16 protein-coding genes and 1 pseudogene are annotated in these 22,944 nt (G+C 65.6%); 11 read left to right on the forward strand and 6 right to left on the reverse strand.

From position 1 onward, the window contains the following. Positions 1-132: 132 nt before the first annotated feature. The 3 genes and pseudogenes from C2U70_RS22620 to C2U70_RS22630 all read left to right on the forward strand — a co-directional run. Positions 133-289, forward strand: a pseudogene (locus C2U70_RS22620) (FAD-linked oxidase C-terminal domain-containing protein); the annotation flags it as partial. 494 nt (positions 290-783) lie between these two features. Then, entirely contained in the window at positions 784-1,737 is a 954-nt protein-coding gene (locus C2U70_RS22625; RefSeq protein ID WP_246666830.1) for a Spy/CpxP family protein refolding chaperone, read from the forward strand. Then, entirely contained in the window at positions 1,734-2,225 is a 492-nt protein-coding gene (locus C2U70_RS22630; protein ID WP_349629578.1) for a hypothetical protein, read from the forward strand. The genes C2U70_RS22625 and C2U70_RS22630 overlap by 4 nt, the downstream gene beginning before the upstream one ends. Before the next feature lie 7 nt (positions 2,226-2,232). Here C2U70_RS22630 and C2U70_RS22635 read toward each other — a convergent pair whose 3' ends face one another. From C2U70_RS22635 to C2U70_RS22645, 3 genes are all read right to left on the reverse strand, one after another. Continuing rightward, positions 2,233-3,909, reverse strand: a complete 1,677-nt coding sequence (locus C2U70_RS22635) for a SulP family inorganic anion transporter (RefSeq protein WP_140980630.1) — start codon at positions 3,907-3,909, stop codon at positions 2,233-2,235. A gap of 116 nt (positions 3,910-4,025) precedes the next feature. Further along, positions 4,026-5,498: a caspase family protein gene (locus C2U70_RS22640; RefSeq protein ID WP_140980631.1), complete on the reverse strand. Its 1,473-nt coding sequence runs from the start codon at positions 5,496-5,498 to the stop codon at positions 4,026-4,028. Positions 5,499-5,610: 112 nt separating this feature from the next. After that, on the reverse strand, positions 5,611-6,531 hold the full coding sequence (locus tag C2U70_RS22645) for a LysR family transcriptional regulator (RefSeq protein WP_140980632.1): 921 nt from the start codon (positions 6,529-6,531) through the stop codon (positions 5,611-5,613). Positions 6,532-6,630: 99 nt separating this feature from the next. Here C2U70_RS22645 and C2U70_RS22650 point away from each other — a divergent pair, with 99 nt between their 5' ends. The 4 genes from C2U70_RS22650 to C2U70_RS22665 all read left to right on the forward strand — a co-directional run bounded on the left by C2U70_RS22650 (position 6,631) and on the right by C2U70_RS22665 (position 11,294). Then, positions 6,631-7,074, forward strand: coding sequence for a DoxX family protein (locus C2U70_RS22650; RefSeq protein WP_140980633.1), 444 nt, complete (start codon positions 6,631-6,633; stop codon positions 7,072-7,074). Positions 7,075-7,412: 338 nt separating this feature from the next. After that, entirely contained in the window at positions 7,413-8,444 is a 1,032-nt protein-coding gene (locus C2U70_RS22655; RefSeq protein WP_140980634.1) for a TRAP transporter substrate-binding protein, read from the forward strand. Positions 8,445-8,452: 8 nt separating this feature from the next. Beyond that, positions 8,453-10,306 (forward strand): TRAP transporter large permease, encoded by a 1,854-nt coding sequence (locus tag C2U70_RS22660; RefSeq protein WP_140980635.1) that lies wholly within the window; start codon positions 8,453-8,455, stop codon positions 10,304-10,306. A 10-nt stretch (positions 10,307-10,316) separates the two neighbouring features. Then, a complete protein-coding gene (locus tag C2U70_RS22665; protein ID WP_140980636.1) occupies positions 10,317-11,294 on the forward strand; it encodes a hydroxyacid dehydrogenase in 978 nt (325 codons plus the stop codon). Here the strand turns inward: C2U70_RS22665 and C2U70_RS22670 are convergent. Beyond that, a complete protein-coding gene (locus tag C2U70_RS22670) occupies positions 11,291-12,469 on the reverse strand; it encodes an ABC transporter substrate-binding protein (protein WP_140980637.1) in 1,179 nt (392 codons plus the stop codon). The two genes, C2U70_RS22665 and C2U70_RS22670, sit on opposite strands and share 4 nt — an antisense overlap. A 323-nt stretch (positions 12,470-12,792) precedes the next feature. On the opposite strand from C2U70_RS22670, the gene C2U70_RS22675 reads away from it, so the two are divergent. Both C2U70_RS22675 and C2U70_RS22680 read left to right on the forward strand, forming a co-directional pair. Next, positions 12,793-15,186: a bifunctional diguanylate cyclase/phosphodiesterase gene (locus C2U70_RS22675; RefSeq protein ID WP_246666828.1), complete on the forward strand. Its 2,394-nt coding sequence runs from the start codon at positions 12,793-12,795 to the stop codon at positions 15,184-15,186. 112 nt (positions 15,187-15,298) lie between these two features. Further along, positions 15,299-18,427 carry an adenylate/guanylate cyclase domain-containing protein gene (locus C2U70_RS22680; protein ID WP_283810400.1) on the forward strand — a complete coding sequence of 1,043 codons (3,129 nt, stop codon included), beginning with the start codon at positions 15,299-15,301 and terminating at the stop codon, positions 18,425-18,427. On the opposite strand, the gene C2U70_RS22685 is transcribed toward C2U70_RS22680, so the two are convergent. Together C2U70_RS22685 and C2U70_RS22690 are read right to left on the reverse strand one after the other, a co-directional pair. Further along, positions 18,345-19,028: a class I SAM-dependent methyltransferase gene (locus C2U70_RS22685; protein WP_140980640.1), complete on the reverse strand. Its 684-nt coding sequence runs from the start codon at positions 19,026-19,028 to the stop codon at positions 18,345-18,347. The two genes, C2U70_RS22680 and C2U70_RS22685, sit on opposite strands and share 83 nt — an antisense overlap. A 3-nt stretch (positions 19,029-19,031) precedes the next feature. Next, positions 19,032-19,496, reverse strand: coding sequence for a hypothetical protein (locus tag C2U70_RS22690; RefSeq protein WP_140980641.1), 465 nt, complete (start codon positions 19,494-19,496; stop codon positions 19,032-19,034). A gap of 238 nt (positions 19,497-19,734) precedes the next feature. Here C2U70_RS22690 and C2U70_RS22695 point away from each other — a divergent pair, with 238 nt between their 5' ends. Next, on the forward strand, positions 19,735-21,036 hold the full coding sequence (locus tag C2U70_RS22695) for an MFS transporter (protein WP_140980642.1): 1,302 nt from the start codon (positions 19,735-19,737) through the stop codon (positions 21,034-21,036). Between the two features lie 144 nt (positions 21,037-21,180). Then, positions 21,181-22,944 (forward strand): diguanylate cyclase domain-containing protein (locus C2U70_RS22700; RefSeq protein ID WP_140980643.1); only part of this gene is annotated, 1,764 nt, incomplete at its 3' end.

Here is a 22,944-nt window from a genome sequence, read left to right on the forward strand (position 1 = left end):
CCAATCATTAAAATGCAGATACAATCATAAATTGTTGGAGAGGTCTATACCGCGCGGCGATACCACCCATGGTCCGGCACGTTTGGCGCCAGGATATGGAGCGAACCTGATCCGTCTCTTGGGCCTCGCTCGCGCCTGGTCGAGCGTGCGCAGGCGATCGACGGCACCTGCACCGGCGAGCACGGCATTGGCCAGGGCAACCAAGAATATCTCAAGGCCGAGCTCGGCCCCGAGGATGCGCGCCCTGAAGAAGGCGCTCGATGCGGAGAACATCCTCAACCCGGCAAGATCGTGCCGGAGGCGTGAGGCTTCGCCGGCCGCGAAATGGCCGGTGCTATGCGATCCACCGTGCGGAACTTTCGTTCCGCGCGCGGGTTCCAATTCCCGACAACTTCCGATGCTCAATGCAGCGCATTGCGGGAGGATCAGATGGTGCGACCGGTCATTGGAATTGCTGCGATTGCGCTGGCCTGCGTGCTCGCAGGTGCGGCGCTGGCCAAGGGCGGCCATGGCGGGGGTCACGGTGGCGGCCACGGCGGCGGTCATCATGGTGGCGGACATCGCGCAGGTGGTCATCATGGCGGTGGTCACGGTTTCGGACGAGCCCATGTCGGCGGCGGTCATCACGGCGGAGCGCGATTTGCCGCCGGCGCGCGGCGCGGCGGCCCGAACTTCGGACAGATCCGCAACGCCGCGGTGCGCCCCGCCGGTTTCCGCAACGCCTTCAATGCCCACGCTTTCCGCAATGGTCGCCTGATCAGCAATCCCGCGGCGCGCGCCCAGATGGTGGCGGCCGCCGCGCTGGTCGGCTGGCATGGCGCGAGCAACGGATGGTGGCAGCATCCCGGCGGCTCCTATGGCTGGGTGGGACCGCTGTTCTGGCCGTTCGCCTACAACGATCTCTACGACTACACGATCTGGGGCGATGGCCTGGGCTTCTGGGGCTATGGCTATCCGGACATCTATGCCGGCATTTTCGGTCCCTATGGCTATGACGGGCTCTCCGGCTATTTGCCGCAGCGTCCGCAGGGGCGGCGGCAGGCGCGGAGCGTTCCGCTCGATCAGCTTTGCGGCAGCGATCGCCGCGAGATCGCAGGCCTGCCGATCGACCAGATCGCATCCGCGGTGCAGCCGACGGATGCGCAAGGCGCCGGCCTCGACGAACTCGGCAACGCATCGATGCAGGCGGCCGAACTCATTCGCGCCTCCTGTCCGACGCAGGTTGCTGCAACAGCGCCGGGCCGGCTCGCCGCCATGCAGCAGCGCGTCGAGGCGATGATCAATGCCGTGAACCTCGTCCAGCCGGCGCTGGAGAAATTCTACGGTTCGCTCAGCGACGAGCAGAAGCTGCGCTTCAACGCGCTCGCCGAGGATCAGCGCAGGACATCCGCGAACAATCCCAACGCCTCGCTGGCCCAGAGCTGCGGCGCGCAATCCGCAAGCCTGGCCTGGCCCGGCAGCGAGATCGAGGCGCGCGTCCGTCCCAACGACACGCAGCGTGCCGCGCTCGCCGTGCTCCAGGATACCAGCGCCAAGGTCAACGATGCCCTCAAGGCGGCGTGCCAGCCCAATGACGTAATGACGCCGCCGGCGCGGATGGCCGCTGTCCGCACGCGACTTGGCGTGATGCTGGACGGCGTCAAGTCCGTACGCGCTGCGCTCGAGGATTTTTATGCCACCCTCAACGACGAACAGAAGGCGCAGTTCGAGGCGATCGGGCCTCGGCGGACGTCGTGAATGCGGCGCCCCACAAAGTGTGGGGCTCGCCGATCTCGGGGCTCTCCTCTATGCTGGGCGCACGTTCGACGAACGAGCAGATGGGTCCTGGGGCGATGAAGTGGTTCGCGCGCGAGAAGCCCGGCGATATCTGGGATGAGGCCATCCCAGCGCCGCTCGGCGACATCGAGGCGGCCGATCGCATTCGCGGCATCTGCGATGCGGCCACGCCAAGTGCCGAACTCGTCGGACATCCCGGGGCGCGCGGCAAGACCGCGGACGAACGGAGATACAAGCGCGAAGGCGAGCGCTTCCGGAGCGCGGCGCGCGTTGCGATGGAGATCGCGATGAAGATTTCAGACGATCTGATGCGCGACGACGCCGTTCGCCGGATCGTCGAGCTCTGCATGAAAGCGAAGGACATCGAGACCGCGCAGATCCTCTATCGCGCGATCCAGACACAATGGATCCGGGAGAGCGTCGGGCGCGATTATCCGGGGCTCGGCTAGTTCGGGCCTATGTCGCCAGCGCGCGCACGGCCTCGTCCACGCTGTGAAAGACGCGGTCCTTTGGCAGCACGTCGTGCAGTCCAAAACGGTCGAAGGCATTTTGCGCGCGCACCGATTCCAGCCGTGCGACCGCGACGACCACGCCTTGTTCGGTACATTCCTTGAAGACGTCGAGCAGCACCTGCGCGGCCGTGAAATCGATCTCGACCATGCCGCTCGCTTCCAGCACCAGGAGCTTTGGCGACGCTTCGCTCAGCACGCGCGCGACGTCGTTGCGGAAGCCGGGTGCGTTGAGGAACGACAGCGGCGCCTGCAGGCCGACCACGGCGACACCGGCGATGCGTTCGCCGGTGAGATGCGGGTGCGCCGGCCACCAGATCGTGGTGCCCGGCACGCGGTCGAATTCGATGAGCTTTGCGCGCGTCGTGCTCCAGATGCCGTGCAAGAGCGACAACACGATGCCGAGGAACGCGCCCTGCTGGATCGGCAGCACGATGATGAGCGCGGCCGTTGCCAGGATCAGCAGAAATTCGCTCGGGGATTGGCGATAGATCGTGGCGATCTGCTTCACGCGAACGATCCTGAGCGCGACGAACAGCAAAATGCCGCCGAGCGCGGCGTCGGGGACATGCTGCAACAATCCGGTGCCGAAGGCGAGCAGCGCCAGCACGATCACGGCGGCGGCGAGCCCCGACAATTGCGATTGCCCACCGGTCTCGGCGACGATGCCGGTGCGCGGCGGACTGGCATTGACCGGGAATGCGCCGATCAGGCCTGCGAGCACGCTGCCGGCGCCGGCGCCGAGGAAGTCGCGGTCGACATCGGCGGGCTTGTCGGGATCGGAGGGGAAGGACCGCGTCGTCGCGGCCGTCTGTACCATGATCACGACGGTGATCACGAAGGCGAGCGGCACCAGGCGCACCCATTGCTCCGGCGCGAGATCCGGCACGGTGAGCCGCGGCAGCGTGCCAGGCACGGCGCCGACGACTTTGACGCCCTTGGCCTCGAGGCCTGCGGCGATGACCGCGAGCGTCGCGGCGACCAGGCCGATCAGCGCGCCCGGTATTTTTGCGCTGATCGTCTCGGAGACGATGACCACGGCCAGCACGCCAAAACCGATGCAGAGCGTGTAGGGATTGGTGCGGCCGAGCTCGGTCGCGAGCACGCCGATGCGGTCGAGCATCGGCCCGCTTGGCGATGCCAGGCCGAGCACGCCGGGCAGTTGCGACACGATGATGTGGACCGAAATACCGGCGAGGAAGCCGACCATCACGGGCACCGACAGGAGATTGGCGATGCCGCCGAGGCGGAACGCGCCGCTCAACAGCAACATCGCGCCGACCATCAGCGCGAGCGCAATCGCCAGCGATTGATATTCGGGCGAGCCCGCGGCCGCTGCCGCCGCAAGTCCGCCGGCAAAGATCGGCGTGATCGTGGAGTCGGCGCCGCAGGACAGGAAGCGGTTGCTGCCGAGCATGGCAAAGCCGAGCGAGCCCGCCAGGAAAGCGAAGAAGCCGATCTGCGGCGCGAAGCCGCCGAGCCGCGCGGTCGCCATCTGCTCGGGGATCGCGATCGCGGCGAGCGTCAGGCCGGCGATGAGATCGCCGGGCAACAGGTTCATCCGATAGGATGCCAGCGACCGGAACACTGGCCAGGATGTCGTGGCGTCAACGTCATGCGCCATCCGTTCGAGTCCCCCTTTGAAGTGAAGCGCTTGTGTCGGTCCCACATTATGTCGCGCCATCGCGCATGAAAATGCCCGCAGGCGCATTGTGCACCTGCGGGCTTCTTTATTGGGACTTACCTGCGGTAATCGCCGTGCTGTCCCATATCTCCGCCGCGGCCACCGCCGCCCATTCCCATGCCGAGGCCAATGCCGACGCCGATGCCGATGCCCTGCATGATGGCGCCGGGCGGCGGGCCGCTGTCCTGCGGCGGTGGCGGGCGGCGCTCGACCACGACCTGCTCGGTCGGTTTGCGCTTGGGCGTGTCGACCACCTTCTTTTTCGTCGGGGTGTCGTCGACGCGCTTGTTGATCGGCTGGATGATCGGCTTGATCGGGCTCGCCGGCGTCGACGGGCTCGAGCACGGGCAGGTCGCTCCCATCGCCACATTGATCGGAGCGGGGACCGCGGCCGCGATGCTGCGGTTCTGCACGCGCAGCAGCATCCGGCGCGCCGTGATGGCGAGGTCGCTGTTGCCATAGCTCGCCAGGAACGCCTCGAACGAGGCGCGGGTGTTGACCGCGTTGGCTTCGCTCCAGGCTTCCATCATGCGCCGGCGCTCCAGCATCGAACGCACGCGCGGGGCGGTGGCGGACTGCGCGAACAGTTCGACATAGGCCTGATAGGCCGGGACCGTGTCGCTCGCGATCACGAGATCATAGGCGGCCTTGGGCTCGCGGCCGCGCAGATCCTTACGCCAGTCGTCGACACTGCGCGTGCCGCCGGCGAGCGCGAATGACGACGCGCCTGGGGCCGGTGGCTGGCCGCTGCTGTCGCCGAAGAACCGGAAGTCCGCCGTCAGCGACGAGCTCTCCCAGGGAATCTGCCGCCCGTCGGTCGATTGTGCGACCGAGACGCGGATGCGCTTGAACACCTCCTCGATCGGCAGGTTCGGCTGCTTGGCGACCGAGAGCACCGCCGCGGTGTAGGGGCTGTCGATACCGGAGCCGTCTTCGGCTTCCGCGCCGGGCGAGGTCGAGTAGGAGATGAAGGTGCCGGGCGCGCCGGCCTTGGTGTCGACGATCGCAAGCCCGTGGCCGGCTCCGCTGAGTGCCGGGAACGGATTGTTGCGGCAGGCATCGAGCATGAAGATGCGCGACTTCATCGGCAGCGCGCCGAGCGTGTTGAGCAGATCGTTCAGCCGCACGCCCTGCACGGGAATGTCGGTCTCGCGTTTCGGATCGAGATCGACAGGCACGAGATAGTTCTCGCCGTCGATCTGCAGGCCGTGGCCGGCGTAAAACACCAGCGCGACCGTATCGGCGCCGGCGGCGCTGACCTTGCCGGCAAAATCAGAGATCGCCTGACGCATCTCGCCCTGCGCCAGATTGGGGGCCGTGGTGACGTTGAAGCCGGCGCTGCCGAGCAGCTCCGTCATGCCTTTGGCGTCGTTGGCGGCGTTGGGCAGTTCGGGCACCGCGCGATAGGCGGACTGGCCGATCACGAGCGCGAGGCGCGCTTCGGCATGGGCATCTGTGGGCGTGAAGAATTGCGTGAGTGCGAACAGGCTGGACGCAAGGACCAAATTGCAAAGGACTGGACGGCGCATGATGTCACCTCCATCAGCAATGCGCGTGAGGATGACAGCTTTCTAGGCGCGCACCATGGTCCCGTCTGTGCGCTGGCTCACGTTCTGATTGGGCAGTACGACTGCCAGAGGATTAGATTAGCCCGCGCTCCCAGGGCGGCTCCGGCGCAAAGCGCATCGCGAGAAAGTCGATGAAGGCGCGGACCTTCGCGGGAGGCCGGCGGTCGGGCAAGTACACCGCATGTACTGCGGAGGACCGGATCTCCGGCTGGTCGAGCGGCAGCGCCACCAGCGTTCCCGTGCGCAGTTCATCGGCGATGATGAAGGTCGGTTGCCGAGAGAGACCCTGTCCGGCCAGCGTTGCTGCGCGCAACACGTCGCCATTATTGGCACGCAAATTCCCTTTCACCTGGACGCAGATTTCGCCGTTCTCGCCGAACAGCCACTCTTCCGCGCTCGCCTGCTGCGAAAGCGTGTAGCCGAGGCAATTATGCGCGGCGAGGTCGGCGACGGTGCGCGGCGTCCCATGCGCTGCGAGGTAGGACGGCGCGGCGCAGACCACCAGCCGGTTCGGCGCCAGCCGTCGCGCCACCATGCTGGAGTCGCGCAGCTTGCCGATGCGGATCGCGAGGTCCCAGCCCTCGTCGGCGAGATCGACGAGGCGATCGTTGAGGCCGAGCTCGGTGATGACCTTCGGATAGCGCGCGGCAAAGTCCGCGAGCAGCGGTGCGATCTGCTTGGTGCCGAACACGACCGGCACGTTGACGCGCAACAGCCCGCGCGGCTCGACGCGTTCGGCGGCAACCGCTGCGTCGGCCGCCTCCATGTCGGCGAGGATGCGCTCGGAGGACTCCAGATAGCTGCGGCCGGCCTCGGTGATCGACAGCCGCCGCGTGGTCCGGTGGAACAGCTTGATGCCGAGCCGTCCCTCCAGCGCGGCGACGTGCTTGGTCACCATGGTCTGCGACAGGCCCATCGACCGCGCGGCGCCGGACAGGCTGCCGATGGCGGCGACCTTGGCAAAGACTTCCAGGCTGGTGAGCCGGTCGAGCATCTGGTTTCACTCCGTAGGTGTGAAGTGTTTTTCCAAAATACCGGATTATCATTGATTTGAGAATAGATCATATGGCGTCCAACCCCATTGGAGACAGCCATGATTGATTCCCGTACCGCCCCGTACGCCGCGCTGGTGCTGCGCGTGGCCCTGGGCGTGTTCTTCCTCGCCCATTCCAGCCTGAAACTGTTCGTGTTCACCCCGGCCGGCACCGCAAAGTTCTTCGGCAGCCTCGGCCTGCCCGGCGAGCTCGCCTATCTCATCATCGCGGTTGAGGTACTCAGCGGCATCGCGCTGATCCTCGGCGTCTGGACCCGTTATGCGGCGCTGGCCGGCATCCCGATCCTGCTCGGCGCCATCTTCACCGTGCACGGTGCCGCCGGCTTCTTCTTCACGAACCCGAAGGGCGGCTGGGAATTTCCCGCCTTCTGGGCGCTGGCGCTGTTGACGCAGGCGCTCCTCGGCGACGGCGCCTATGCGCTGCGTCCCTCGCGCAGCGCGGACGCGCTCGGCGGACAGTTGAGCGGCGCGGCGTTGCGCTGATCCAGGCGGAAAGGAACCAACATCGGCCAGCTGCGGAACTTCGCAGCTGGTCATACTTTTAGAGCGATCGATATCGCTTCTGCATTGATCCATACCTGAATAGGATCAATCTGCTCACGGTCCGCACGCGCTGTGATGGTTACGATCAAGGCGCGCGAAAAACATCGGAAAACATAGGCATTTCTCGCAGCCCTCGCGGCCGCCTGCGTTACCGAGACGGCAGCCATGCGGTGCGGCCGCGACCCTTGCCTGCTTCTTTGCTTTCACCCTAGAGTTTGCACAACAACGTCGCGACAACGATCGCGGCTGCAAACAAAAGCACTTGGGGAGAGAAGCACATGAAAATCGTGCCTGTAAGCCGTCGTGCATTCATCCGATCGTCGACGGCCATCGCCGCCGGGCTCATCGCTTCTCCCGCCATCATCGGCCGCGCCGAAGCCGCGATCATGAAGCTGAAATGCTCCTCGTCGCTGCCGAACGATCCCAAATTCGCCAACGGCCGCGTCTACTACGACAATCTCGTCAAGCAGATCAAAGCCAACGGCCTCGGTGAGCAGGTCGAGGTGGCCTTCTTCCCGGACAACCAGCTGGGCCAGGAAATCGACGTCATCAACTCGGTGAAGCTCGGCGTCATCGATCTCATGGTGTCGGGATCCTCGATCTCGGCCAACCTGGTGCCGCTGGTCGGCACCTTCGACCTCGGCTTCCTGTTCTCGAGCTTCCCGCAGCAGACCAAGGCGTTCGACGCCGGCGCCGCCAAGCCGATCGAGGAGGCGCTCCTCAAGGGCAGCAACATCCGCATCATCGCCTGGGCCTACAATTTCGGCTCGCGCAGCGTGCTGGCGAAGAAGCCGGTGAAGACGCCGGAAGATCTCGCAGGCCTCAAGATCCGGACGCTGCCCAATCCCGTCATCACGGAATGTCTGCGCCTGATGGGCGCTGCCGCGACGCCGCTCGCGTTCGGCGAAATCTACACCGCGCTGCAGGCCGGTGTGTTGGATGGCCTGGAGCACGATCCACCGACGATCCTCGCCAGCAAGTTCTTCGAAACGTCGAAATTCTACGCGCTGACGCAACACAATTTCTCGCCGCTCGCGATCTATTTCAGCGACATGACCTTCAACCGCATGGATCCGAAGCTGCGGGAAGGTTTTCTCGACGCGGCGAAGAAAGCTGCCGCCGACACACGCGCCCACGGGCTTGCCGTCGAGAAGGAGGCGCTGGCGGCCCTGGCCGAGAAGGGCGTGACGGTAGCTGCATGCGACCGCGAGGCCTTCATCAAGCGCGTGGCGCCGCAGGCCGAGAATTTCATGAAGGCGCGGCCTGAAGCCAAGCCGGTCATCGACATGATCCGCGCGACCCAGGCCTGAGGTTCGAAATGACAGGCGCGGCGTCCCTTCCGGGCAGCCGGCACGGGAGCATCAACCTTCTGCTTCGCTTGAGCGACGCGGTTGCGGCCATTCTGCTGGTCGCCGACCTCGTCGTGGTTTGCGTCTCCGTGCTGCTGCGTTTTCTCTTCAATGCGCCGGTCGAATGGTCGGATGACGTCGCGCGCGGGCTGATGGTCGGATCGGCCTTCTTCGGCGCCGCAAGTGCGCTTGCGCGCGGCGAGAATGTCGGCGTGTCCTTCTTCCGCGACATGTTGTCGAAGCGATTGCAGGCGGTGATCGACGCGGCGAGCGCGCTGCTCGTGGTGCTGATCTCGTTCTACGTCGCCTTCAACGCGCTCAAGCTGGGCGCGCTGACGACGGGCCAGACCACCGGATCGGGGCTGCCGCTGGAGCTGACTTTCTACCCCATGGGTATCGGCGCGCTGTTCATGACGGTGTTCGCGCTCGATCATTTCCGCAACAGGCCGCTCGCGAACATGATCAACGGCGTTGTTGCGATTGCCGCGGTGACGGCGGTCTATCTCGCCTGGGACTATCTGCTGCCGTCAACGCTGCCCTCGTCGGGCACGCTGATGTTCATCGGCTTCTTCGTCACGCTGTTCGGCGGCTTGCCGATCGGTTTTGCGCTCGCGCTCGCCGCATTGATCTTCATCTGGGTCGAGGGCGCGTTTCCCGGCGTGATCTTCGCCCAGCAGATGGCGCGCGGTATCGACAATTTCGTGCTGCTCGCGATCCCCTTCTTCATCCTCGTCGGCTATCTCATGGAAGCCAACGGCATGTCGGTGCGCCTCATCGAGCTGTTGCAGCGCGCGGTCGGTCGCATGCGCGGCGGCCTCAACGTGGTGATGGTCACCTCCATGGTGCTGTTCTCAGGGATATCCGGCTCCAAGATGGCTGATGTCGCCGCCGTGGGTTCGGTGCTGATCCCGGCGGCGCGCCGCTCGAAGCAGAACCCCGGTGGTGCGGTGGCCCTGCTCGCGGCGTCCGCCGTGATGGCGGAAACCATTCCGCCCTGCATCAACCTCATCATCCTCGGCTTCGTCGCAAACCTGTCGATCGGCGGCCTGTTCGTCGCGGGCCTGTTGCCCTCGGCGCTGATGGCGGCGGTGCTGATCGCTGTGTCGATCATTTTTGGCCGCAAGCCGGCGGACATGGAGGAAACCGAGCCGCAGGTTCCGGTCTCGGGGCTATGGAGTGGGGCGATCGCCGCGTTCGGCCTTATCGCGATGATCTTCGTCGGCTTCAAGTCCGGCTTTGCCACCGCGACGGAAATCTCGGCCTTCGCGGCCGCCTATGCGATCTGCGTCGGCAGTCTCGTGTTCCGGGAGCTGAGCCTGAAATCGGCCACGCATAGCTTCGTGCAGGCCGCGACCCGAGCCGGGCTCGTGCTGTTCATCGTTGCCGCCGCGCAGTCGCTCGCCTTCACGCTGACGCTGCAGCAGGTGCCGCATGCGGTCGGCGACTTCATGCTGGCGCTGTCGAAGACCTCTGGCGTCTGGCTGTTCATGCTGCTCGCGATCCTTGTGCTGATCGTGATGGGCTCAGTGCTCGAGGGTGCGGCTGCGCTCATCATCTTCGGGCCGCTCCTGATGCCGGTTGCGGTGCAGCTCGGCATCGATCCCCTGCATTTCGGCGTGGTGCTGGTCATCGCGATGGGCGTGGGGCTCTTCGCGCCACCGCTCGGGTTGGGCCTCTACGGCGCCTGCCTGATCGGCAACGTGCCGATCGAGCAGACGGTGAAGCCGATCATGGGCTATCTTGGCCTGCTGATGCTCTGCCTGCTCGTGATCGCCTTCGTGCCGGGGATATCGACCGCACTGCCGCGGGCATTTGGCTACTGAGGAGTCTTCGGTGAAAGTGCTGCTGGCCCATACGCCGGAGATGCGGCGCAACTATTATGGCGAACGCAGCCTGAAGGGCTTGCAGGCCGCCGCCGAGGTCATTCTGCACCAAGGCGATGCCGCGCTCGATGCTGCCGGCTTGGTTGCGGCCGCGCGCGATGCCGACATCATCGTTGCCGATCGCATGACGGAAGGGCGCGGCGAGATTTTTGCGCAACTGCCAAAGCTGCGCGCCTTCGTCCGCTGCGCTGTCGATATCCGCAATGTCGATGTCGAAGCCGCTTCGCAAGCCGGCGTGCTGGTGACGCGCGCCGGTCCCGGCTTCGTTCAGGCCGTGGCCGAGCTCGCGCTCGGCTTCATGGTCGATCTGTCGCGTGGCGTGTCGCGCGCCACCGCGGATTATCACGCCGGCCGCAAGCCGGAGGCGCGGATGGGCCGACAGCTCGCCGGCAGCCGTATCGGCATCATCGGCTTCGGCAGCATCGCCCGCCGTCTCGCCGAGATCGCCAAGGTCCTGGGCATGGAGATTCTGGCCTCCGATCCCTTCGTGACCATTGACGATCCCGCGATCCGGCAGGTCGCGCTCGACGAATTGCTCGCCGCGTCCGACTACGTCGTCTGCCTCGCGATCGCCAACGCTGAGACGGAGAATTTGATCGGGCAGGCGGCGCTGGCCCGGATGCAGCCACACGCTGTCTTCATCAATCTCTCGCGCGGCAATCTCGTCGACGAGGCCGCACTCGCTGCGGCGCTCCGCGAGAACCGCATCGCCGGCGCCGCTATGGATGTCGGCCGCGCGCTCGACCAGATGCCGTCGCCGGAGCTGGCAAAGCTTCCTAACGTCATCGCCACGCCCCATGTGGGCGGGCTGACACCGCAGGCGATCGAGTACCAGTCGCTGGAAACGGTGCGGCAGGTCGAGGCGATCATCCGGGGCGAGGCGCCGGTTGGTGCGGTCAATGCCGATCGCTGGACGCGGCGGCCTTAAAGCCGATCGACCGCTCTAAACGTCCCGTCCTTCTGGATGACCGTCAAAAACACCTTTGGCGGCGTGTCGAGCATCCGCGTGCCCGTGGTGACGAGGCTCCCGCTGATGTCGAAGCGGCCGATCTCGTTGATGACGCGCAGCAGGCCGGCGCGGGTTGGGTTTGGCCCCGTCTTCTCCAGCGCGGCGGCGGCGAGCCTGGCGGCGACGTAGCCCTCCAGTGACACGAAGTCCGGCGTCAGTGTCGGGTCGAACGCCTTTTGTGCCGCCTGGTAGTCCGCAACGAGCTTGATCGATGCATCCCATGGAAATGGCACGACCTGCGAAACCACGACGCCTTCGCCGTCGGGGCCAAGCTCCTTGGCGAGCGCGTTGGCGCCGACGAAGGAGATGTTGACGAAGGTCGGATGGAAGCTGCTGCGATGCGCGAGCTTGATGAACTCGGCGCAGGGGCCATAGGTCCCGACCATGACGATGGCTTCGGGCTCGGCGCGCTTCAGCATCCGCCAGGCAGATGCGACAGCGCGCGTATTGCGCTCGAAAGTGCCTTCCGCGGCAAGCTCGAGGCCGCGCTTGGCGAGCGCGCGCTTGACGCCGGCGAGGCCATCGCGACCGAACGAGTCATCCTGGTAGAAGATGCCGATGCGGGTGAAACGGCGGTCTTCGGTGAGGTGCCTGATCCAGGACTCGGCTTCCGCGCTGTAGCTCGCGCGGATGTTCACGACATTGGAGAGCTTGGGATCGCGCAAGAATTCGGCGCCGGTGAACGGGCCGATGAAGGGAATGTTGTGCGCGCTGGTGATCGGGATCGTCGCCATCGCGGTCGGCGTTCCCACCGCCCCGATCAGCGCGAACACCTTGTCGTGCTCGATCAGCCGCATGGTCTGCGCCACCGAGCGGTCGGGATCATAGCCGTCGTCGCGGCTGATCAATTGCAATTTGCGGCCGTGGACGCCGCCTTTGGCGTTGATCTCGGTGAAGGCCGAAATGATGCCCTGCCGCATGCGCTGCCCGAGCGCGGAGGAGGGGCCTTCGAGAGCGGCGGCCTGCCCGAACAGGATCGTGTCCGCGCTGACGCCGACCTCGTCGCTCCTTGCAGCGAACGCACTCGCTGCCGTCAGCACGACGGCCAACACAACGATCAGGACGATGCGTGTCGCGAGTCTGTAGCGTGCCATGACCGCGCTGATGCGGAATGAGCGGAATGCGACGTGAACAATAGTTCGACGGCCTGAAAATGTCGCTAATCACTTCTGTAACCGAGGCCCGTAATACTGCGGGGAAAAGCAGCAGATTGTGCAGATGATATCGCGCGATGCAGCCTAATCGTTAACTAAGCCCGCCAATGCACCAGGAGTCGGTTCCCGAATTGGCTAGTTTTTAACTGCAACGCTTGTCCGATCGCCGACGCCAGGGTGCGACCGGAGGTTTTGCACCGCGGCTTGAGGGGACGACGAGCACGATGGGCGATCGCGATCAGAATGATCAGGATCGGAAGCGTATGATCGGACGGTGGCGCGCAGCGCCCTTGTCCGGGCTGTACCGTCCTGCGCTCGTCGCTGCCGGCATCGGCCTGTTGCTGTCGCTCGCTGCCGCGCTTGCGGTCGCCAGATGGGAAGACCGCGTCAACAAGGTCGAGTTCGAGAGCGCCGCGGAAACCGAAGCCATCGTCATGCAGAATGGCATGAACGAATATATTTCGCGGCTGATGGCGCTGCGCACGCTGTTCGAGTCCGTCAACGAGGAAATCACCCGCAGCGAATTCGAGACGTTCTCCGGCCGCTTGTTCGATCATCATCCGGGCATGCTGCGCATCGCGTGGCTGCCGAGGGTGAACCGGAAGGAGCGCGCCGAATACGAGGCCGCGGCCGCCGCCGACGGCATCTCGGGCTATCGGATCAAGTCGCTGCGCGATGACGGCAGCTTCGCGACCTCGCCCGAGCGCGAAGAATATTTTCCGATCTTCTACTCCACGCAGCCGAAGACCTCGCCGGTCTACGGTATGGATTATGCGAGCGTGCCGGAGCGCTGGGCGGCGGTGGGGCGTGCACGCGACAACGACCGGATCGCGGCTTTGCCGTCAAGGCTCTTCGAGCCGAGGGAGGGCCGCCGGCCGGCGAATGCGATGGTCGTCGTGCCCGTCTACGCCAAGGGAACGTCGCGCGAGACCATCGCCGACCGCCGGCGCAATCTCTCCGGCGTCATCGTCGGCATCTTCGATCTGCCGCTGCTGCTGCAGGCGATCCGGGCCACCACGGCGGCGAGCCCCGCAATCAGCGTCAACGTCTATTCGCCCTTCACCGGCAGGGTCGTCAGCCTCGAGCAGACGCTTCCCGATTTCGCGTCGTCGGAAAGCGCGCCGCAATCCTTGCGCGACGTCGCGCGCGAGCGGCACTGGTCGGGCGTCCTGAAGATCGGCGACAATGACTGGCAGGTCCGTGCCGTACCGGCCACCGGCGGCCCGTTGGTCACCGCCTACGACCGCGCGTACACGGTGCTGGCCGTCGGCCTGCTCCTGACCGGCTTGCTCGCGACCTATCTGGTCGTGGCAAGCCGCAACTCGCGGCGCCTGTCGCTGGCCAACCGGCGCGTGCTGGAGCTCGCGCAGACCGACATCCTGACCGGCTTGCCGAACCGTGCCTTCTTCCTCGCCCGCCTGGACGAGATCAATCGTGAGATGCGCGAAGGCGGAATGTCGTTTGCAATCCTGATGCTCGATCTCGACCGCTTCAAGAACGTCAATGACTCGCTCGGCCACGGCGCGGGCGATCTGCTGCTGCGCCAGGTGGCGCAGCGCCTCAAGGCCGCCTTGCGCGAGCACGACGTGCTGGCGCGGCTCGGTGGCGACGAATTCGCGATCATCCAGGAGGGTTGCGACGATCAACGCGTCGGCTCGGTCGAGCTCGCGAGCCGCATCGCAAAGCTCGTCGCCGAGCCGTTCTTCCTGCCCGGCCACCGCCTGGAGATCGGCACCAGCATCGGCATTGCGATCGCGCCGGAGCACGGCAGTGACCAGGAAGCGCTGCTGAAGAAGGCCGACCTCGCGCTGTACCGCTCGAAATCGGCGGGGCGCAACTGCTTCACGGTTTACGACGAAGCGATGTCGGTCGAGCTCGAGGCGCGCAACACGCTCGAAGGCGATCTGCGCGATGCCATCGCGCGCTGCCAGCTCGAGGTGCACTACCAGCCGTTCTTCGACGTCACCAGCGGAGGGCGGCGCGGTTTCGAGGCGCTGGTGCGCTGGCGGCATCCGGCGCGCGGCCTGATCCCGCCCGATCAGTTCATTCCGCTCGCGGAAGAGACCGGGCTGATCGTGTCGCTCGGCGAATGGGTGCTGCGCCGTGCCTGCACGGACGCCGCGGCCTGGCCGTCCGGAGAGCGCGTCGCCGTCAATCTGTCGCCGGTGCAGTTCAAGGAGGCCGAGCTGTTCGAGGTGATCTGCGCGGCGCTCAGGGATTCCGGCCTGCCGCCGGAACGTCTGGAGATCGAGATCACCGAATCTGTCCTCCTGGAGCGCGGCGTCGAGAACCTCGCCTTCATGGAGCGGCTGAAGGGCATCGGCGTCGAGCTCGCGCTCGACGATTTCGGCACCGGCTATTCCTCGCTGAGCTATCTCACCGCGTTTCCGTTCGACAAGATCAAGATCGACAAATCCTTCATCCGCAGCATGACGCTGCGTCCGCGCTCCTCGGCCATCATCTCCTCGATCGTCACGCTGGCGCGGGGCCTCGACATGTCGGTCACCGCCGAGGGTATCGAGACCCAGGAGCAGTTCGACCGCCTCAAGGCGCTCGGCGTTAATTTCGCGCAAGGCTATCTGCTCGGGCGCCCGCAGCCGATCGCACAGATCGGGCCGGAGACCGCGGCGTCTGCCTCGCATCTCGACGCAGCCTGAGCAAATCGCCGCATTTCGGCCCTGCATGGCCGGCGCGCGCCGTCTTTCGTTTTCATCGCACTGAGGTTACCTTCCGGGTCGGAAACCGGCTGTGCCCGGAGAAGGTGTGCTGATGCTTTGCCCGGCCTGTCAGACTGAGACCTTGCCAGACGACAGGGTTTGCAGATCTTGCGGCGTCAGCTTCGCCCTGGTCTGCCCGAATTGCCAGCAACCAAATCTCGATGCGGCGCGCTTTTGTGGCGCGTGCGGCGAGCGCCTGCATCAGCAGGCGCCGGTCGGTGAGCGCAAGGTCGTCACCGTCCTGTTCGCCGACATCGTCGGCTCGACCGAAATGATCGGTGCCGGCGATCCCGAGCTGGCGCTCGATCGTTTGCCGCCCGCGCTGGCGCGCATGGGCGAGGCCATCCAGCAATTTCAGGGCACGATTACGCGCAGCATGGGCGATGCGCTGCTGGCGATTTTCGGCATGCCGCAGGCGCAGGAGGATCACGCCTTGCGTGCCTGCCAGGCCGCGCTCGCCATGATTCAGTCGTCGCATGCGAACGGCATCACGCTGCGCGTCGGCATCCATGCCGGCGAGATCGTCGCAGGCCTTCCGGACAAGTTCACCAAGGAGCAGAGCGTCTACGGGCCCGCCGTCCATCTGGCGAGCCGTCTGGAGCACATGGCGCAGCCCGGTGAGATCTGCATCACGGAATCGACCTTCCGGCTGGTGCACGCAGCCTGTGAGGCGCGGTCGATGGGGCATCAGGACGTCAAGGGCTTTCCGCGTCCGATCGTCGTCTATCGCTTGCTTGGTTTGAAGCAGGCCGGCGCGGCCTTCCCGGAAGCGCTTGCCGGCGTATATCGCGGCAGGGAAAAGGAGCTTGCTATCCTGCACGAGGCGTTTGCCGGGGCCGAGCGCGGCGTGGGCAGGGCGATCGGAATCTCCGCTGCGCCGGGATTGGGGAAAAGCCGGTTGTGCTTCGAATTCTCCAGGGCGGTCAGGGACCGGTTGGTTCCCGTGCTGGACGCGAGAGCATCGCCATACGATCATTCCGGGCCTCTGCAACCGCTCGTGGAGTTCTTCCGCACCTTCTTCAGGATCGTCCCGGCCGACGATGCCGGGACGGCACGCGAAAAGATCGCGTCCCGGATCGAGGCCGCGGTCCCGCATTTGAAGGATGACGTGCCGCTGTTGTGCGATTTCCTCGGCATCAGCGCCGACAAATCGCCGGTCGACCCCAAGGCGCGACGCGGCCGTCTCGTCAATCTGGTCTGCAGCCTCGTCAGGGACGGTACCCGCACGCCGTCGATCATCGTCATCGAGGACATTCACTGGCTGGATGAAGCCAGCATCGAATTCGTCTCGGCCCTCGTCGACGTCGTCGCCCAGAGCCGCGTCCTGCTGATCCTGACGTACCGCCCGACCTATCAGGCGCCGTGGCAAGAAGGACCGAACTTCCACGAAATCCGCCTCGACGAGCTCAGCGACGGTGACGTGGCCTCGCTCGCGGTCGATCTGATGGGCGATCACCCGTCGACCCGTGCGGTTCGCCAGAGGATCATCGAGCGAAGCGGCGGCAATCCTTTCTTTGCCGAGGAGCTGATCCGCTCCCTGGTCGACAGCGGTGAGCTTGGCGGCCACGCCGGTCACTACGAGGCGGCGCAGGAGCCGGCGATGGAGGTGCTGCCGGCGACGGTCCAGTCGGTTATCGCGGCGCGCATCGACCGCCTCCTGCCACGCGACAAGGAAGTGCTGCAGGTCGGCGCAACGATCGGGCGCGAATTTCCCCTCGCTGTGCTGGCTGAGGTGACGGCCGCACCGGCGGCCGATCTCGCGCCCATCCTTGACCGGCTGTCGCAGCTCGAGCTCGTGCAGCCGGGTGATCAAGGCGCGCCTGACAGGTTCGCCTTCCGGCATCCGCTGATCCAGGAGGTGGCCTACGCCACGCAACTGCGCTCACGCCGCGTCGAACTTCATGCCGCCGTGGCCAAGGCGCTCGAAGCCTTCCATCACAAGCAGCTCGGCGAATATGCCGATCTGATCTCCTATCATTTCGAGGCGGCGCGCGATTTTCTCCCGGCGGCAACTTATGCGGCGCGCGCTGCGGCGTGGATCGGCACGCTGCATTCGATGGTCGCGCTGAAGTCCTGGAAGAGGGTCCGGCTGCTGCTGCAGGCGGTGCCACGCTCCGCCGAAACCGACCGGCTGCGCGTACGGGCATCTGGCCAGATCGTCGGCATGGGCTGGCGCGAAGGGACCAGCGCCGAGGAGGTCTCGCCCTTTGCCAAGGAGGCGCTGGAGCTCGCACGCGAAGCAAAGGACGCGGTCTCCGAGGTGCTGATCCTCGCCGTCTATGGCCGGGTGCTGGCGTGCACGGGATCGGCGGATGACTACGTGAAGCAGGTTTTGCAGGCAATCGACCTGACCAACGCCCGCGATCCGAGCCTCAACACCATGCTGCAGATCTTCCTCTGCCAAGCCTATGGCTACGCGGGAAAGCTGCGCGAAGCGTTGCAGGCGAGCGATACCGCGCTCGCTGACATCACCAACATCCTGCCCGCGCACGAAGCGCTGATCGGGTTCAACGTCAAGCGCTGGGTCGAGAGCCTGCGCGCCAGGGTGCTGGTGCGCATGGGCGACTTCGCCGTGGCGCGACAGAGTATCGCGGACCTGATCGCGACTGAGAGCGAATTTCCGGACCCCGCGGTTCAGTTCATTCCGCACCTCGCGGGTGTCGAGCTCGCCTGGCTCTTGGGTGACGTTGAGCGTGCCGAATTCCACAGCCGCTGCATCGAGAAGGTCGGCGCGGCGAGCGGGCTGCCTTATCTCGCGGTCTACAGTGCGGCCTGCGCGGCACTGGCGCTCTCGCTGGCCGGCGATCATGTCGGCGCCATCCAGAAGCTCGAGGCCACGGTTCGCCTCGCGCGCGAGGCCTATGCCGGCCTCGAATACGAGAGCGAGATGCTGGCTTTCCTTGCCGAGCTCTATCTCAGGAGCAACAGCCCGGCGGCCGCCGTGAGCGCGGCCGAACGAAGCCTGAGCGTCGCAGTGGAGCGCGGCGCGCGCCTCGCGGAGTGCCGCTCCCTCATCTTTCTGGGGCAGGCGCTCGAAGCCGGTAAGCTCCGGCATCCGCAGCACGACGCGGCGGCGCTGTTTGCCCGCGCGCGGCGCCTCATCGACGAGACGGGCGCGAAGGCCTACGAACCGCTGCTTTCGGCGCGGGAGGCGTGCGTGGGCTCCGAACCAGAAGCGTGAATTCGCGCAGGCCGTAATCGGCCAGCAATTCGACCTCGCCGCCGAGCCGTTTTTGGCAAAAGTCGATCCATGGCTGCGGCCTGGTGCGATAGAGCACATTTTCCGTCCGCCCCTTGTCGTGGGGCAGCATGAAGTTGGCGGCGAAGCCGATCCGGCTGCTGCGCTGCAGGTCGGCCAAAATCGTTTCGACATAGTCCTTCCACTCGCGCACTGGCCGGCCAAGCCTGACGTTGAGGGTGCCGCTGGTCAGAACATAGTCGGTAACATCGGGGCATCGCGAGCCGACCGCGAATGTCGCGTCGTCCGGGCGGTCGCTCCAGCGCCGCCGGGCGGCCGCGACCATGGCCGGCGAGATGTCGATGCCGCAATAGCGGATGGGGCAATCCGCGTGCCGCATCGCCAGGAATTCGAGCAGCGCGCCATAACCGCAGCCGAAATCGGTCAAGCTGAACGGCTTCGTGAAGTCGCACAGCTTGAGGAGCTGCACGAAGCGCAGATGTTGCGACACCGTATTCGGCCAGTCGACGCCGAGCGGCGTCGGTCCGTGACGCGCGATCTTTCCCGAGTAATAGGATCGAACCTGCGCGCGGAGTGCGCGCATGGCCTACTTCTTCTTTTTGCGTCCGGGCTTCACGGTCGGAACGCTGATGGTCAAATAGTTCGTGCTGGAAAAGACGAAGGCTTCGCGGATCGTGACCAGAACCTGTCCCGTCGGCTTCTCGCCCGGATGATAGTCGAAGAACACCGGCAGCGGGGACTTGCTCTCGAGATTGTCCTTCAGCGTCACGATGATCTGGTCGTGGCCGTTGTATTTCGTCGGCTTGCCGTTCACCTGGGCGCCGGTCTTCCTGAGCATTTCGAGATATCTAAGGAAGCCATCGCGGTCCTTCTCACCCACGGGCGCGATGTTGAGCAGCGTGAACGAGCTGCACAGCGAATGCGCCAGCGAGAACAGTTTGAATTCCTTCTGAAACCCAATCATCTCCTTCAGGGCATCGCCCACCGCAAATCTGGAATTGATCTGATCCTGAACATGCGGAACATACCCATCAGGAACGAACGCACCCATCACTCACCTCCCGATAATCCGGTACTGAAAGTTGGATGTTAGCCTGCTTGTCCGGGTTCGGCCAGATGCAAGTGGCGAGGGCTGGGGTTTTATCATTGGGGTTGTGCGGCATGCCGACGCGCCGGCCGTGCCGCTTTCGCGCTTGAGACACTGGCATGCATGAAAAGCGCTTGACCCGGTGATGTCAGGATGGTCCGAAGGATCGTCCAGGGATGAAACGAACATAATCACTCACAAGATGCGGCTTCCCTTTTTCTACGGCTGGGTCGTGGTCGCGGTGATCTTTGTCACCATGGCCATCGGGGTCAACGCGCGCACCGCGTTCTCGCTGTTCTTTCCGCCCATCATCTCCGAGTTCGGCTGGGAGCGTGGCTTGACCGCCGGCGCATTCTCGTTCGGCTTCGTGGTCTCGGGCATCGTCAGCCCGCTGATCGGCCGGCTGATGGATCGCGCCGGTCCGCGCGTGGTGATGGAGGTCGGCGTTGTGCTTATGGCGGGCGGCCTCTTGCTGGCGCCGCTCACCAGCGCGCCCTGGCATCTCTACGTCACCATCGGCATCATGGTCGGCGCCGGCAGCGTCTGCCTCGGCTATTCCGGCCAGTCGCTGTTTCTGCCGAACTGGTTCATCCGCCAGCGCGGCTTTGCCATCGGCATCGCCTTTGCCGGCGTCGGCATCGGATCGGTGACGCTGCTGCCCTGGGTGCAGCACATGATCGAGCAGACCGGCTGGCGCACCGCCTGCACCGCGATGGGTCTGATGGTGCTGATCGTGCTCGCACCGATCAATCTCTTGCTGCGCAAGCGGCCGGAGGACCTCGGCCTGTTGCCGGATGGCGATGCCGCGCCGTCGGCGAATTCGGCAAAACCCGTCTCCAACGTCGTCGATCCCGTCTGGGTCGCGACCGACTGGACGTTGCAGCGCGCGCTGCGCACCGCCCGCTTCTGGTGGATCGCGCTCGGCTATTTCTGCGGCCTGTACATCTGGTACGCGGTGCAGGTGCACCAGACCAAATTTTTGCTCGACATCGGCTTCAGCGCGAACGTTGCGGTGTGGTCGCTCGGCGTCGTCAGCCTGCTCGGCATTCCCGGCCAGATATTTCTCGGCCATGTCTCCGACCGCATCGGGCGCGAATGGGTGTGGGTGGCGAGCTGTGCCGGCTTTGCGATCTGCTTCGCCGCACTGGTGGCGCTGAAGGCCTGGCCGTCGCTCGTGCTCGTCTATGTCATGGTGTTCGCCCAAGGTGCGCTCGGCTACGGGCTGACCTCGGTGATGGGGCCCGTCGTGCTCGAGATTTTCCAGGGCAAGCACTATGGCAGCATCTTTGGCTCGATCATGCTGGCGGCGCTGGCGGGCGGTGCGGCCGGGCCGTGGGTTACCGGCCTGCTGTTCGACCTGACCGGCAGCTACGCGCTGCCCTTCGCCATCGCGATCGTCGTCTGCGGCCTGTCCGCGCTGTCGATCTGGCGGGCCTCGCCGGGCAAGGTGCGCGCGGTGGCCGGCCGCCTGAGCACGGTGCCGGGTGGAACCGGCGCCGGCTAGGTTCCGCTTCGCGCTTTCTTAAGCATGTCGCGAGCATGTCTGGTCCGGGCCGCCGACGCCCGGTTGCAAACAACGTCTTGGACACCATCGGAACGTTAGCCTCGGCGTTCTCGTCGCAATCCTGCGACGCGCCCGGGTCCACCCATGTCCGCCCACGATTGCCCCGCGATCGGAACTCCGGAACTCCTGCTGGCCGCGCTCGAGCAGGCGGACGATGGTGTCGTGATCGTCGACGGCGCGCACAGGATCACCCATGTCAACGCCGCCGCCGAGCGGATCTGGAAGCGCGCGCGGGCCGAGATGATCGGGCACGATGCCGCCGATCTCGGCCTCGACTGTTTCCGTGCCGATCCGGTCGCGCCGTTCCGCGACGAGGTCAGCCTGGTGCGTGCCGACGGTAGCCGCATCCGGGCGACCGTGTCGCTCGCCCCGGTCGGATCGGAGGGCGGCCATCACGTGGCCTTCGTCCGCGACGTCACCGAGGACGCCGAGCGCCGGGCGCGGATCGGGCTTCTCAACGCGGTGTCCGATCAGACCAACCGCGCCGTGATCATCACCGATCCCGAGCTCAACATCCGCTACACCAATGCGTCGTTCTCGACGATGTTCGGCTATTCCTACGACGAGGCCCAGGAGCGGCGCGTTACCGACCTGCTGGCGGGTCGTCACACCCGGATCAAGGCGCTCGCAAAGCTCCGGAAGCGTTTGATCGCGGGCGGCGCGAGCGGCGAAACCGAGGTGCTCGTCTATAACAAGGACGGCGAGGAGATCTGGGTCTCCGCCCGCATCGATGCGTTCCGCGACAAGAAGGGCAGGGTCAAGCACATCTTCGCGCTGCTGGACGACATTTCCGAAGGCAAGCAGTTGCGCTCGCTCCAGCAATTGATCATGGGCGCGCTCGCCGACGAGGTGCCGATCGCGCAGATCGCCGACCGGCTGTGCCGCCGCGTCGAGCAGATCGCGCCCGACGTCGTCTGCTCGCTGCTGCATGTCGACGCCGGTGGACTGATTCATCCGCTCGGCGGCCCGAGCCTGCCCGAGGAGTATTCGCGCGCGCTCGACGGCATCGTCATCGGCCCCGAGGTCGGCTCCTGCGGCTCGGCCGCTTATTACGGCGAGCCGGTGCTGGCGACCGATCTTGCCACCGATCCGCGCTGGCTGCCCTACAACGCGATGCCGCTCTCGATCGGCCTGCGTGCCTGCTGGTCGACGCCGGTCAAGGCCAAGGACGGCCGCGTCATCGCGACCTTCGCGTTCTATTACCGCGAATCCCGCGCGCCAAGCGCGTGGCACCGGCGCATCGTCGATGCCTGCGTCAGCCTCGCCGCGCTCGCGATCGAGCGCAAGGAAGCGCGCGCCGAGATCGCGCGGCTCGCCTATCACGACATCCTCACCGGCCTGCCGAACCGGGCGCAGCTCCGGCATCTGATCATGTCGGCGATCGATTCCTGTCAGGCCGGCAGCCACATCGCGCTCGCCTTCCTCGATCTCGACCATTTCAAGGACGTCAACGACACGCTGGGCCACGCGGCCGGCGACGAGTTGTTGGTGCTGCTGGCGCAGCGGCTGCGCGCGCAGCTACGTCCCTGCGACATGCTGGGTCGGCTCGGCGGCGACGAGTTCGTGATCCTGCTTCCGGACCACGACGCCGAGACCGCCGCTGACGTCGCCGGTCGCATCACGCAGGCGCTGGGGTCGCCGCTGCAGCTCGGCGTGAAACAAGTGCAGATGTCGGCGAGCATCGGCATCAGCCTCTATCCCGATCACGCCACCGACATCGATACGCTGATGCAGCAGGCCGATGCCGCCATGTACAAGGCAAAACTCGCGGGCCGCTCGACCCATCGCTTCTTCAGCGCCGATATGAGCGGATTGACCGAGCAGCGGCTGGAGCTGACCGCGGCGCTC

It is taken from the genome of Bradyrhizobium guangdongense (genome assembly GCF_006483445.1).
Taxonomy (GTDB): Bacteria; Pseudomonadota; Alphaproteobacteria; order Rhizobiales; family Xanthobacteraceae; genus Bradyrhizobium; species Bradyrhizobium guangdongense_A.